General features: G+C 64.0%; 10 protein-coding genes. 5 read left to right on the top strand and 5 right to left on the bottom strand.

Annotation, left to right across the window (positions count from 1 at the left end):
* From AQ12_RS10600 to cls, 4 genes are all read right to left on the bottom strand, one after another.
* Positions 1-1,992: an ATP-binding protein gene (locus AQ12_RS10600; protein WP_053076674.1), complete on the bottom strand. Its 1,992-nt coding sequence runs from the start codon at positions 1,990-1,992 to the stop codon at positions 1-3.
* A gap of 64 nt (positions 1,993-2,056) precedes the next feature.
* A complete protein-coding gene (locus tag AQ12_RS10595) occupies positions 2,057-3,373 on the bottom strand; it encodes an LLM class flavin-dependent oxidoreductase (protein ID WP_048440003.1) in 1,317 nt (438 codons plus the stop codon).
* A gap of 29 nt (positions 3,374-3,402) precedes the next feature.
* Entirely contained in the window at positions 3,403-4,674 is a 1,272-nt protein-coding gene (locus AQ12_RS10590; protein ID WP_048439878.1) for a BNR repeat-containing protein, read from the bottom strand.
* Between the two features lie 13 nt (positions 4,675-4,687).
* Positions 4,688-5,953, bottom strand: coding sequence for a cardiolipin synthase (gene cls / locus AQ12_RS10585; RefSeq protein ID WP_161799016.1), 1,266 nt, complete (start codon positions 5,951-5,953; stop codon positions 4,688-4,690).
* A 119-nt stretch (positions 5,954-6,072) separates the two neighbouring features.
* Here cls and AQ12_RS10580 point away from each other — a divergent pair, with 119 nt between their 5' ends.
* From AQ12_RS10580 to AQ12_RS10570, 3 genes are all read left to right on the top strand, one after another.
* Positions 6,073-6,615 carry an SRPBCC domain-containing protein gene (locus tag AQ12_RS10580; protein ID WP_161799015.1) on the top strand — a complete coding sequence of 181 codons (543 nt, stop codon included), beginning with the start codon at positions 6,073-6,075 and terminating at the stop codon, positions 6,613-6,615.
* 7 nt (positions 6,616-6,622) lie between these two features.
* Positions 6,623-8,275, top strand: a complete 1,653-nt coding sequence (locus AQ12_RS22095; RefSeq protein ID WP_053076671.1) for a M20/M25/M40 family metallo-hydrolase — start codon at positions 6,623-6,625, stop codon at positions 8,273-8,275.
* A gap of 88 nt (positions 8,276-8,363) precedes the next feature.
* Complete coding sequence (locus tag AQ12_RS10570; protein ID WP_048439877.1) at positions 8,364-9,524, top strand: Fic family protein; 1,161 nt, start codon at positions 8,364-8,366, stop codon at positions 9,522-9,524.
* 9 nt (positions 9,525-9,533) lie between these two features.
* Here AQ12_RS10570 and AQ12_RS10565 read toward each other — a convergent pair whose 3' ends face one another.
* Positions 9,534-10,217, bottom strand: a complete 684-nt coding sequence (locus AQ12_RS10565; RefSeq protein WP_048439876.1) for a glutathione S-transferase family protein — start codon at positions 10,215-10,217, stop codon at positions 9,534-9,536.
* A gap of 112 nt (positions 10,218-10,329) precedes the next feature.
* Between AQ12_RS10565 and AQ12_RS10560 the strand changes: the two genes are divergently transcribed.
* Both AQ12_RS10560 and AQ12_RS10555 read left to right on the top strand, forming a co-directional pair.
* On the top strand, positions 10,330-11,742 hold the full coding sequence (locus tag AQ12_RS10560; protein WP_048439875.1) for a coniferyl aldehyde dehydrogenase: 1,413 nt from the start codon (positions 10,330-10,332) through the stop codon (positions 11,740-11,742).
* A gap of 76 nt (positions 11,743-11,818) precedes the next feature.
* Positions 11,819-13,855: a penicillin-binding protein 1A gene (locus AQ12_RS10555; protein WP_048439874.1), complete on the top strand. Its 2,037-nt coding sequence runs from the start codon at positions 11,819-11,821 to the stop codon at positions 13,853-13,855.
* Positions 13,856-13,977 lie beyond the last annotated feature (122 nt).

The raw sequence follows: 13,977 nt of genomic DNA, 5'->3' as shown, positions 1-13,977 counted from the left end.
TCAGGCCTGCATCGACGCAAGCAGCGCTTCGAGTGCGGCGATATCGGCAGGCTTGACCATGTGGTGGTCGAAGCCCGCGTCGCGCGCCCGGCGACGGTCGTCGTCCTGGCCCCATCCGGTCAGGGCGACGAGCTTGGTGGTATCGCCCGGGTAGCGCGTGCGAATGGCCTGCGCGACTTCATAGCCGCTCATACCCGGCATGCCGATATCGAGCAACACGACTGAAGGCCGGTAGTCCTGGAAGGTGGCAAGCGCCTCCAGCCCGTCGCGGGCCGTGCGCACGTCGGCGCCCAGCAGTTCCAGGATCTGGCCCATGGTGTCGCCTGCATCATGGTTGTCGTCAACGACGAGGACGCGCGTTTTGTCGAGTGGCATATGTATAGGTGAAGATTGTGTCGTGGATTGCGGTGGGACCGCAGGGGCCGTATCGAATGGCCCTGCCAATGGAACGCGCAGCACGAATTCGCTGCCTTTGCCCGCGCCGTCGCTGCGCGCATCCAGCGTGCCGTCGTGCATGGCGGCAAGGCGCCGCGACAGCGCCAGGCCGATGCCCAGCCCACCGTGGCCGCCGGTGACGCCCGCCACGTTCTGGTCGCCGCGATTGAACATTTCGAAAAGCCGCGCCTGGGCCCCCGCGCTGATGCCGGGGCCGTTGTCGCGAACGCTGATGACTGCGTGGCCCGCTTCGCTTCGAACCGTCACCGCAATCTGGCCGCCGCCGGGCGTGTACTTGGCCGCGTTGTTGAGCAGGTTGTCCAATATCTGCGACAGCCGCACCGCGTCACCATCGAGCCACATGGCCTGCGTGGGCAGGTCAACCGACAGCGTGTGGCCGGCCGCCTGTATGAGCCCTTCACTGGCCTCCAGCGCGTTGCGCACCACATCGGCGACGCAGACCCGGTCCTTGCGCAGCGACAACAGGCCCCGGTTGATTCGCGAGACTTCCAGCAGGTCATCGACCAGCCGGACCACATGGTTGATCTGGCGTTCCATCATCGAGTGGATAGGCGCCGACTTCGGATCGCCCGCACCCATGCGCAGCAGCGCGATCGAGTTGCGCAGCGGTGCAAGCGGGTTGCGAAGTTCGTGCGACAGCGTGGCCAGGAAGTCGTCCTTGGCCCGGTCGGACTCGGCAAGCTTTTGCGCCTGTTCGCGCATGGCCTGCTCGGCGGCCTGCCGGTCGGTGACATCGCGGGTGGTGCCCGCGATGGCGACGACGCGCCCGTCGGGGCCGATGACGGGCGCGAAGATGTAGTCGTAGATCCGCCTGCCGTCCGTGCCGTTGAAGGGGACCTCGCCACGTATGGGCATCCGCGTTGCCTTGACCTGCTCGATTTCGCGGTCGTGCATGGCCGCGTGCCACTCTTCGTAGCCCAGCTCGCGCAGTTTCTTGCCGTAGAAATCGTTGGTGCCCCACATCTTCAACAGGGCTTCATTGGCGTAGATGAAGTGGTGGTCCAGGTCGAACACATAGACCAGGTCCGGCGTGCTGTTGAGCACGGTCTCGTAGATGCGGCGCTGCTTCTCGGATTCGGCGACCAGGCGCGCGCGTTCGACCAGGACCTCGACTGATTCACTGTTCGCATGGGCGCTCGCATCGACGACGCGATGAACCACATATTGCACCTTGCCCTGGGCGTCCAGGACAGGCGCATTGACGGCGGCCCACCATTTTTCCTCGAACGCGTTGCTGTCGGGCGCTCGAACGTCATAGCGTTGCAGGGGCATCTCGTCGGGCAGGCCGGTGTCGATCACCCGCTGGAACGATTGCTCGACCCTGGAGGCACCGGCGCTGCCGGAGGTCTGGATGCTTTCGGGAAAAACCTCGAATGCGGGCTGGCCGAAGATGGAGGTGTCCGAGTGCGTCGCGTGAAGGTATTCCTGGCTTGCCGCCACGATGATGAAGTCCGGGCCCGGTTCCAGCACGAGGAAGAGGCCGGGCAGGGTACGAAAGAGGCGCTGGATGTCGTCGCGGGTCACGTCAGGCGGCATCGGGGCCGGATTATTGAGCCCCGTAGGTTAAGGCACAGCTGCGCGCAACGCTGTAGGACGGGGCTTACTCCTGCCCAAAGAGTTTCTGGCGGAGCGTTCCGCTGGCGTAGCCCGTCTTGAATGCGCCACGTTCCTGCAATTGCGGTACGACAAAAGTAATGAAATCATCGAAGCATTCGGGCACGACGGTGCGCGACAGATTGAAGCCGTCCACATCCGCGCTTTCGCACCACTCGATCATCTGCCCGGCAATCGCCTCTCCGCTCCCCACCCAGGGTGCCTGCCGGCTGCCCAGCACCAGTTGATCCAGCAGCTTGCGGCGTGTCCACTGCGGGCCTGCGGCCCGGGTCATCGCCTCGACATTGGAGACGATGGCGTTGCTCTTGCCGGTGTCGATCGGCTCGTCGATATCGTATTTGCTGAAGTCGATTCCCAGCGATGCGGCCGCGTGCACCAGCGCGGCTTCGGAGCTGGCATACCGCTCGTAGTCCCTGAACTTTTCCTGCGCCTCTTGGTCGGTGCGGCCGGTGATGATGGTCGCACCCAGAAAGACCTTGATGGCGTTGGCCCGCCGGCCCTGCTCGACGGCCTGCGCGCGCAAGCCTTCGACAATCTTCTTGACTGCCGGCTGGCTCTGGCCGTTGAGGAACACGCACTCGGCATGGGTGGCTGCAAAGCGCGAGCCGCGCGCAGAAGCGCCGGCCTGGTAGAGCACCGGCGTGCGCTGCGGCGAGGGCTCGCTCAGGTGCATGGCATCGACCTTGTACTGCTTGCCCTGGTGGTGAATCATGCGCACCTTGGCGGGGTCGGCGTACTGGCCCGTTTCGCGATTGCGCTCGACCGCATCGCTGTCCCAGCTGCCCTCCCACAGCTGGCGAACCAGTTGCATGTATTCATCGGCCATGTCGTAGCGGTCGTCGTGCGCCATCTGCCCAGTGAAGCCGGCCGCGCGCGCTGCGCTGTCGAGATACCCTGTGACGATGTTCCAGCCGATGCGGCCTTTGGTGAGGTGATCGAGCGTGGACATGCGGCGCGCGAACATGAACGGCTGCTCATAGGTGAGGTTGGCCGTGACGCCGAAACCCAGGTGCTCGGTCACTGCGGCCATGGCCGGGATGAGCATCATCGGATCGTTGACCGGCACCTGCACCGCATGGCGCACAGCCGCATCGGGGCTGCCACCGAGCACGTCATACACACCCAGCACATCGGCAAAGAAGATGCCGTCGAACAGGCCCGCCTCCAGCCGCCGTGCGTAGTCGGTCCAGTAATGGATGTCGGTGTAGCGCATCGACTGGTCGCGCGGATGCGTCCACAGGCCCTGCTGAATGTGGCCGACACAGTTCATGTCGAAGGCGTTGACGTGGATCTGGCGTGGCATGGGCTCTTTCATCCGGGCGCGCGAGGGATTCAGCGCGTGATGAACACAAGCGTACCCCACGACAGCACCGAGACGGGCGTGGCGGCGACCTTGCCCCCTTCGTTGTCGTTTCCATCTCGCTGGCGGACGTTCTGCAAAAGCATGTGCACCTTGCCGTGCAGCCGCCACTGCTGCGCATCCACCGAGGGCTCCCATGCGCCCACCGAAGCGTCGGTGAGCTGGGTCCAGATCCACCGGGGCCGTTCAACATCGTTGCATGAGACGGCAAACACATGTTCACCGAGTTCGTCGTCCCGATAGATCATGTGCAGCTCGTTGCCGCCGTGACTCGACCGGCGCGCGACGATGGCGGCGCGCGAGATGGGCGGGTGCTTCGTCGCCTTTCCGTGAAGGGAAAATGCAGCGCGGCGCCGGGTGATCTGCGAGACCGACCATCCGATGCCGTCGTGACGGACGAGGTGGAACTGCGGTACATCGGTGCCGGGCGGCGCCCAGTAAGAAACCAGGCACGGCCTGCCGTCTGCATCGGCCGTGAGGGCAGGCGGGTTCATCAATGAATGGTTCTGCGGCAGTCGCAGCGCGTACTCTGCGGTCTGGCTGGTGATCGGCATCTGAAGCGGTTGACCACGCGTTGTGGACCAGGTCTCTCCGAAATCGCTGGAGCTGGCATAGCAAAGGTCGTGATTGCTCGCCACGTCTGCGTTGTCCCGCCAGTTCCATGCCAGGTGCAAGGTGCCCGATTCATCCAGATGCATGGCCGCGTAGGCGCTGCCCGTGCCTTCGCCACTGACGACGGCGCGATGCACCTGGCGCCATCGCCTGGTCGCAAGGTCGTATCGATTGAGGACAAGCACCGCGTTGCGGGGCGCGCCATGGCGATAGAAAAACAGCAGGCCGCCATCGGGCAGGCGAAGAAAGGCGGGATAGGTGACGCGCTGCTCGTTGCTGCGTGTCATCGGCTCGGGCGCACTCAACTCCAGCGCGCCCGGCGCGACGCCCCGCGCGTAGTTCAGGGGGCTGCAGTGATGGTCCCAGGCGACGTGGAGATAACCGTCGCCATCCACCGCGATCACCGCTGTGTCGTGCGCATCGTTCACGCGGCCGGTGTGCGGTGTTCGTGACAGATCCCAGTGCGATTGGCCCAGCAAACGCCGCGCGATGACCAGATGGCCGGTGGCGTCGTAGAAAACGGCCCACTGGTGCTCGCCGCTTGTCACCAGGGTATTGCACTGGTTCGCCAGCACATTCACAGAGCTGGCGGCCCAGCCTTCATCAGCAATGAAAACAACTTCACCCGTCATGAGTCGCGGGCGCTTAAAGCAACTCGTGGAAGAAGTAGAAACCCTGCTCCTTGGCCTTGAGCCAGAGACTGCGCTTTTTCCATTCTTCCAGCTTCACTTCTTCCGCGCGCTTGACGTATCGCTCGAAGACGGCGTCGAGCTGCCGGGTGACGTTTTCGTCATTGATCGCCAGCGTGATCTCGTCGTTGGTCTCGAACGAGCGGCTGTCGAAATTGCTGGAACCGATGGCGCTCCAGACACCGTCGACCGTCATGATCTTCTGGTGGAGCAGCGTGTGCGGATACTCAAACAGCCGCACGCCGCACTTGAGCAGCTTTTCAAAGTTGCGATGCCCCGCGTGCTGGACCATGGGGTTATCCGAGCCGCCGGTGGAAGGCATCAGCACCCGCACATCGACACCGCGCTTGACGGCCTCGCCAAAGGCTTCGATGGCCTCGGCTTCCGGGATGAAATACGGGTTCTGGATCCAGATGCTCTTGCGCGCCAGGCAGATCGCGGTGTGGTGCAGGATCTTGATGGTGGGCGCCGAATTCTCCGGCTTTGCGAACACGGCGTGAATCGTGACATCGCCGGCCTTTTCGATTTCAGGAAAGTAGTCTTCCCCCACGAAAATCTCGCCGGAAGTGCCCACCCAGTTTTCGCTGAATGCGCCCTGGATGCTGTGCACGATGGGACCGTGCAAGCGCACGCTGACGTCCGAGAAATGCTTGCCGTCCTCGGCGTCGCCCAGCCACTCATCGACCACGCAGTGACCACCGACGAAGGCTTCCTTGCCGTCAATCACGACCAGCTTGCGGTGGTCGCGGTCGTTGAGCACGCCCAGGTTGCGCAGTGAGGTCTTGTGGAACATCTTGACGCGGGCACCGGCGTCGCGCATCAGCTGGACCGAAGCTTCACCGACCTTCTTGGACCCGTTGCCGTCGAGCAGCACGCGCACCTTGACACCAGCGCGCGCACGCCCGGCCAGGGCCTGAGCCATGCGCGTGCCGAGCTCGCCTTCCTTCCACAGGAAGGTTTCGAAGTGGACGGATTTTTCCGCCGTATTGATACGGTCAAGGAGCACGTCCCAGAACGCGCCGTTTTGCAGGACTTCAACCGAGTTGCCCCCCAGTGCGCTACCCAGCGTCAGCCCGGACAACGATGGCACGAGCCTGTCGATGCTTTCGTCGCACTCGATACACAGGTTCGGGTCGCGGTGGCGGCGTATCGACCAGATCGTGAGGATGAGCACCGCGATGAGGGCCAGGACCCCCAAACCAATCCAGAGAGAAATATGCATGGGCGCCATTCTGGGCGTCGCTGCAGAGCCACGGGGTAGGAAGAAGCCGTCATTTGACGCGCCGCATTGAACTAAAGTGGCTCATGGGCAGGTTGATGTCCCTGGCGAAAGGACCTTTGATGAAGAAATCGTTGATAGCCGCTGCCATGTCCGTGGCCGCTCTTTCGGCCAGCGCGGCCGAGCGCGCCATTGAAGCCGAAGTGGTCGTTGCCGCGCCAGTCGAAGCCGTCTGGCAGGCATGGACCACGTCCGAAGGGATCAAGACTTTCTTTGCACCCGACGCGAAAGTCGAACTCGCGGTCGACGGCCCGTTCCAGATCTATATCAACCCGTACGCGCCGCCGGGGCTCAAGGGCGCGGACGACATGCGCATCCTCGCCTTCCAGGAGAACCGGATGCTGACCTTCACCTGGAATGCGCCGCCGCACCTGGCGCAGGCGCGCAGGCAGCGCACGGTGGTCATTCTGAGGTTCGAGCCTGACGGGGCCGCCACACGCGTTCGCCTGCACCACGTGGGGTGGGGCGATGGCGGCGAATGGGACAAGACCCATGACTATTTTTCACGTGCCTGGCCCCAGGTGCTGGCCAGCCTGAAAAAGCGTTTTGCCAGCGGACCCGTCGACTGGACCGAGTGGCTGGAACGCATGAAGAAGGCTTCATGAGAAGGCCGTGAAGGCGATCCGCGTCCTCGCCACTGCCGCACTGGTTTGTGCGGTTGGGCCTGCGCTTGGGCAAGCACCTTCTGCCTCCCTTGCTCCTGCCCCTTCGCTATCGCTGGCTCCGCAGCTCGATGCGCAGCTGCTGCCCCTGGCGCAGCAGGAAGCACCGCAGGTTGTGGACACGCTCAGGCTGCTCACCTCGTTTGATTCGGGTTCGGGACAGGCGCAAGGACTTGGCGAAGTGGTGGCTGCCATTGCGGCGATGGCGCAAGGCATGGGCGGCGAAGTCGAGCGCATTCGACCCGCCGACGGCGTGGTGGGACCCAACCTGGTGCTCACGTTCAAGGGCACTGGCAAGGCGCGAATCCTGCTCATCGCCCACATGGACACGGTGTATCCGCAGGGCACTGCGGCTTCGCGGCCATTTCGCATCGCCGGCAATCGCGCGATTGCGCCGGGAATTGCAGACGCCAAGTCGGGTATCGCCGTTTTCCTGCATGTGATGAAGCTGCTGAAGGCGCGAGGGTTCACCGACTACGAGCGCGTGACGATGGCATTCACCAGCGACGAGGAGCGGGGCTCGGTGGGCTCGCGCGACCTGATCCGCAGCCTGGCCCGCGAGCACGATGTGGTGCTCAATGGCGAGCCCACCGGCATCGACGAGGGCATCGTGCTCGGGACTTCGGGCGTGGGCCAGCTGGCCGCGCGCATCCGGCCTCGCGTGTCTGGCGCGTCAGGCGCGTCGGCTGGCCCTGTCGCCCGGCCGATCGAGGAGTTGGCCGACATGATCCTGCGCACGCGCGACGCGCAGCGCGAAGTGCAGGGCACGCGCATGAACTGGACCATCCTGCGTGCAGAGGATTCGGCCGCGGTCGAGAAATTGCCCGTGCCCGGTTTCCAGTACACGACGCTTGTCTTTGCAGTGAAGGGACGTGCTTCCCATGCCGGCGTCGCACCGCAACTGGGTGTCAATGCCGTGGAGGAGGTCGCCGCCATCGTGCAACGGGTGGGCGCGGCGGCAGCGCGGATCAACGGCGTTCAGGTGCATTGGCGCAATGCGTCGGGCGGCATGGTTCCCAACATCATTCCCGATCGCGGCAACCTGATCGGGGTGGTGGCCATGCCTGCGGCAGCGGATGAGCGCGCGGTGATCGAGACCCTGGCCGCAGCCGGCGCAAAGGCGATGATCTCCGGCGCTGAAATCACTGCCGTCACCCGGCCCGGCTTGCCGGAGCGCCTGGAGGGTGTGAGCCAGGCGTTTGCGTCCGCCGACCAGCGAGTGCCCGATGCGCAGGCCTACGCCGACCTCGTGAATGTGGTGCGCGCGAAGATCGCGCAGACCCGGTTCGCCGGTTCCGAAATCACGGTGACCGATGGGCTGTTCTTCCCGCCTTTCAATGCGACCGACGAGGGGCGCGACCTGGCGTTGTTGGCCAAGGCGATCAACGGGCAGCTTGGCGCAAGCCTCACCCTGTATGCGCGCTCTTATGGCGGCACCGACGCGGCGTGGGCTTCACAGTCGGGCAAACCGGTGGTCGAGGGCATGGGACTGCCCGGCGGCAACTATCACTCGTCCGACGAAGAGTTCGTGCTGATCGACCGGATTCCCCGGCGGCTGGTGCTGGTGGCGGAGATGATCCGGGCGATGGCGCGGCGCTATTGACTCGAATACGCGTAAGAGCATTTTTGATGACAGGATTTTGAAAAAATCATAATAATCAATGACTTGCGATGTATAAACCTTGTCAAACATGGATGATTCCCGCTTAACGCTTCGCACCCTGCTCGCCGAGTCCATCGCGGCTGCGGGTCCGGTCGGCATTTCGCCGGAAGACCTGGGGCATGAGCTTGCGGATGTCAGCCGTTCAACGCTGAACCGGCGTCTCGCAGAGTTGGTCAACGAAGGCGTTGCCAGGCGCGTCGGCGCGGGCAGGGCCACGCGCTATGTTTCGGCTTCACCGCTGACACGCTCCGACATCGATGCCTATTTCCGGGTAGCTGCGCAGCAGCGGCAGGTCGCCGTGTTCAAGCCAGAGCTGCTCGCCTCGCAGCCGAACCTCGCCGAAGAAAAAGCTGTCCGCTGCGAAAGCATCCAGGCGATCGCGACGCCTGTGGACAAGCGGTTTCTGACGAATTTTCTGGTGGATTTTTCCTGGGGCTCGTCGATCCTTGAGGGAGGAAGCTATTCGGCCCTGGATACCCAGGCGTTGATCCAGTACGGCCAGAAGAACAAGGACAAGCCGACAGCCGACGCGCTGCTCGTGCTCAATCACAAGACGGCTGCTGAATTTCTGTGGACTCATCGCGAGGTGACACGGGACAACATTTGCGCCATGCACGCGTTGGTCACCCATGATCATGGCGTGGCCGAAGCGGCAGAGTCGGACCATTTCCTGCCTGTGCATCAACGCGGCAAACCACGCGAGTACGAAGAGGTCAATCTTGGGGCGTCGGCTTACCTTCCCCCGTTTCGTCCGGGCACCGGTTTCGCGTCCGCCATGCTGGATGCAATCGTTGCGCAGGCGCGCGGGTTGCGTCCGGTGGAGGCTGCGCTGTACCTGATGACGCGCATTCCATATGTCCAGGTATTTGCCAATGGAAACAAGCGGACCTCACGCCTGGCGGCCAACGCTGCCTTGCTTGCGGGTGGACTGCTGCCCTTTTCATTCGCCGATGTGGACAAGGCCGACTACATACGCGGGATGGCATCGTTCTACGAACTTGGCAATACGCTGGTCATGGAGCAGACGTTCATCGAGGGCTACGCACGATCAGTGGTGCGGGGAAGTGACATTCCCGTTCGCATGCGAACGCACGGCTTCGATATTGAGTCCGTTGCGCGTGACCTCGTCGAGTTCATCAACACCGGGCGCAGGCCGACCGACAAGCGCGCGCTGCTCTTTCTCAGGTGAAATTGCTGATCACGCGGCCTGCGGCATGAACCGCCTGGGCATCGCTTCCTTGTACGGATAGAACTGCAGGTACGGCTTGGTCTCTTCCAGCGTGCGTGCGACGGCCGGGTGAGTCACCAGCCGCTCGAAGTACGCGGCCAGCAGTGGATGCGCCTGCGTCAGCGGCACCAGGGTCGTGGCATAGAAAAGCGCAGGCGCGGCGGCGCAATCGGCCATGCTGAAGTGCTCGCCCGCCGCCCAGGTGCGGCCTGCCAGTCGTTGCTCCAGCATGTCGTAGGCCATGGCCAGTGTTGAACGTGCCTTCGCGACACCGATCGGGTCGCGGTCGGCTTCCGTCCGCAGCCGGTCGCCGACGATGGCCTGCATCGGCGTCATCACGTACAGGTCGAGCAGGCGATCCAACAGGCGAACTTCAAGGCCTGCGTCCGGGTCGGAGGGCACGAGACGGTAGTTCCGCGACGCATGGTGCAGGGTGAGGTATTCGATGATGATGGTGGTCTCGGGCACCACGCGGTCGCCGTCTTGCAGCAGCGGCATCTTGCCGGTGGGCCACAGCGCCACGAAATCGCTGCGCTCCTTCTCGTCGCCCAGGTTGAGCAGGCGCCCCTCGAACGGAATCTGCATCTCGTACAAGGCGATCAGCACCTTGTGGCAGCAAGAGGACAGGGGGTGGAAGTAGAGGGTCAGCGCCACGCAATGCTCCTTGGGGTTTTTGTCGGAAGCACAGTTTAGGGACTTGGCCCTTGTACCGGGGCCTGTGCTGCCGGGAGTAATGCTTTAAGCTCCCGCCAAACGAGAGGCCGCCATGAAACAGGACATCGCCGAACACCTGCAGGTTTCGCTGGAGCAGCAGCGCGCGGCCTTCAACGCCGACCCATTCCCCAGCGAGGCGGTTCGCCTTGATCGCCTGAAACGCCTGAAGGCGATGACTGCACAACACACCGACGGCTTGATCGCTGCCATTGCCCAGGACTTCGGACATCGCGCCCATCAGGAAACCTTGCTGGCCGACATCTTCACCGTGCAGGCAGGCGTGCGGCACGCAATGAGCCACTTGCGCGGCTGGATGAAGCCGCGCAGGGTCCCCACGGCGATGCACTTCTGGCCTGCGAGCAACCGCCTGCTGCGCCAGCCGGTCGGCGTGGTCGGCGTCGTGTCGCCCTGGAACTACCCGTACTACCTGGCAATGGCCCCTGCGCTTGCCGCGCTCGCTGCAGGCAACCGCGTGATGATCAAGCCGTCGGAGCTGACACCGGCCACGTCCGAATTGATGGCTCGCATGGTGCGCGAGCATTTCGCGCCCGAAGAAATGACGGTGATCGTGGGTGATGCTGAAGTGGGCAAGGCCTTCACCGCGCTGCCCTTCGACCACCTGTTCTTTACCGGGTCCACGGCGGTGGGCCGCATGGTCGCGCAGGCGGCGGCGCGCAACCTGACGCCTGTCACGCTGGAGCTCGGCGGCAAGTCGCCGGCCATCGTTGACCGCACGGCAGACATCGCCTTGACGGCAGAGCGTATTGCGTTCGGCAAGCTGCTCAACGCAGGGCAGACCTGTGTTGCACCCGACTACCTGCTGGTGCCACGCGAGATGGTGCAGCCGCTGGTCGATGCCATCGTGCAGCGCATGCGCACGCTCTACCCGACGATAGGCGCCAACCCCGACTACACCAGCATCGCGACGCCGCGTCACCTGTCGCGGCTGCAGGCGCTGGTGGCCGACGCGCAGGCCAAGGGCGCGCGTGTCGTGTCCACCCACGATGAAGTGCCAGATGGTCGCAAGCTGGCGCCGCAGCTCCTGCTCGACGTGAACGACACGATGACGGTGATGCAGGAAGAGATCTTCGGCCCGCTGCTGCCGGTGATCGCGTACGACAAGGCAGATGAAGCGCTGGCCTATATCCGCAGGCGCGAACGTCCGCTGGCGCTGTACTGGTTCGGCGCAGACGCGCAGGCGCAGCAGCACGCCCTGGAGCAGACGCACGCGGGCGGCGTGACGGTCAACGATTGCATCTGGCACCTGGGCCAGGAAGAGCAGCCGTTTGGCGGCACGGGCGCAAGCGGCATGGGCTCGTATCACGGTGAGTGGGGTTTTCGCACCTTCAGCAAGGAAAAGCCGGTGTTCGTGCAGTCGCGCTTCGCCGGGACACGCCTGTTTCACCCGCCCTACGGACGCACCTTCGACCGGATGATCGGCCTGCTCAGGAAGCTGGCCGCGTGATGCCCCGGCCCTTGCAAGGTTGCGTTCGCGCCGCAGTCCTACAGCGCATGGCCGCGCTCCGCTTTAGCCTCGCCTGATGCACCCGGCCATCCGACGCGCTGCCGTATCGGCGCGCCTAGCTCTAGAACGTCTTTGGGAGGCCGCCAGGCGCCATCCGGTGCGAGCCGCCCTGGTGTTGCCGGGCCTGGTCCTGGCATACGTGCTCTTCATGATTCCGTTCACGCCGGGCATCGGTGACCTGAAAAAGGGCAAGAGCGAAACCCCGGCGGTGGTCATGTCGTCCGACAACGTCGTGCTTGCAGAGTTCAAGCGCATCAACCGGCAATGGGTCACGCGCAAGAAGATTTCGCCGTATGTGATCGATGCGCTCATCGCCACCGAAGACAAGCGCTTCTACAGCCACCACGGTGTGGATGTGCGCCGCACGATTGGCGCGATGGGCCAGACATTGACGGGCGACATGCAGGGCGGCTCGACCATCACGCAGCAGCTCGCGCGAAACATGTACCCCGAAGAGATCGGCCGCGCGCGCTCGATCAACCGCAAGGTGAAAGAAGCCATCACGGCGATCAAGATCGAGTTCGTCTACACCAAGGACGAGATCCTGGAGACCTACCTCAACACGGTGCCTTTCCTCTACAACGCGTTTGGCATCGAGATGGCGGCCCGCACCTATTTCGACAAGTCGGCCGACAAGCTCGACATCCTGGAGAGCGCGACACTGATCGGCATGCTCAAGGGCAACAGCATCTACAACCCGGTGCTCAACCCCGAGCGTTCGCTGGAGCGGCGCAACGTCGTGCTCTCGCAGATGGCCAAGAACGGCAAGCTCGATCCGGCACGCCTGGCGTCGCTGCAGTCGCGCAGGCTCGTCACCAATTTCGAGCGGCAGGTCGAGCCACCGGGCCAGGCGCCGCACGTTGCCCAGTTCGTGCGTCAGTGGCTGATCGGCTGGGCCGACCGCAAGGGCTACAACATTTATGCCGACGGTCTGGTGATCCGCACGACCATCAGTTCGCGTCATCAGCGCGCGGCCAACGCAGCCGTTGCGCGCAACATGGCGAACCTGCAGGCGCTGGCCGACGGACAGCGCAAGAAGGGCGATGAGCGGCGAATGCTGCAGGCCGGCTTCATGTCGCTGGACCCACGCAACGGTCAGATCCTGTCGTGGGTGGGCAGCCGCGATTTCGAGAAAGAGCAGTTCGACCACGTCGTGCAGGCCAGGCGCCAGCCCGGCTCCACGTTCAAGCCGTTCGTGTATGGCGCGGCATTCATCCAGGGCTTTGATGCATCTTCCACGTTCATCGACCAGGCGGTGAGCTACAAGATTTCCGGTGGCGATATCTGGACGCCCACCGACGAGGCGCCGCCGACCGGCGACACGATGACGCTGCGCGAGGCGCTGTCGCAGTCCAAGAACACGATCACGGCGCAGCTGATGCAGCGTGTGGGGCCGCAGCGGGTGGTGGATCTGGCGCGGGCGATGGGCGTGCGCCAGAGCAAGCTCGAAGCGGTCCCGTCGCTCGCGCTGGGCACCAGCCCGGTCACGCTCAAGGAAATGGTCGCGGCGTATGGCGCGATCGCCAACGAGGGCATGTACTCCGAACCCGTGCTGCTGGTGCGGGTGGAAGACCGCAAGGGCAATGTGCTCGAAACCTTTGCGCCGCCGGTGGCCGAACAGGGCATGCCGCGCGGCAGTGCCTTGATGCTGGTCGATGCCATGCGCGGCGTGATCGACAACGGCACCGGCACCGCGATTCGCAACCGCTACGGCATCCAGGCCGATGTGGCCGGCAAGACCGGAACGACCCAGGACAACAGCGATGGCTGGTTCATCATGATGCATCCGCAGATCGTGGCGGGCGCGTGGGTCGGCTACAACGACAACACGGTGAACATGGGGACCTGGGGGCAGGGCGCGCGCAGTGCGTTGCCGATGGTCGGCGACTATTTCCAGCAGTCGCTGCGAGCGAAGTGGATCGACTCGCGCGCCGAGTTCGCAATTCCAAGGCCCAGGCCCGAGCCCCGCCCAGCACCTGAGCAGCAGGTGCAGAGGCAGCGGCCCGAGGACTTTGTGCGTGGGTTCCTGGGGCGATTGTTGCGAGGGTTTTGACCCACTGCCTGTCATGCCGGACTCGATCCGGCATCCACCGCGAAGCGGCGACTGCGGTTGATTGAAGATGGATTGCCGGTCGAGCCCGCAATGACAACCTTGTGCCGTGGCACGCACGGCCG

The organism is Caenimonas sp. SL110, from assembly GCF_001044395.1.
Lineage (GTDB): Bacteria > Pseudomonadota > Gammaproteobacteria > Burkholderiales > Burkholderiaceae_C > Ramlibacter.
Note: the sequence above shows the minus strand (reverse complement) of the source record. Positions and strands in the feature narration are given on the sequence as shown.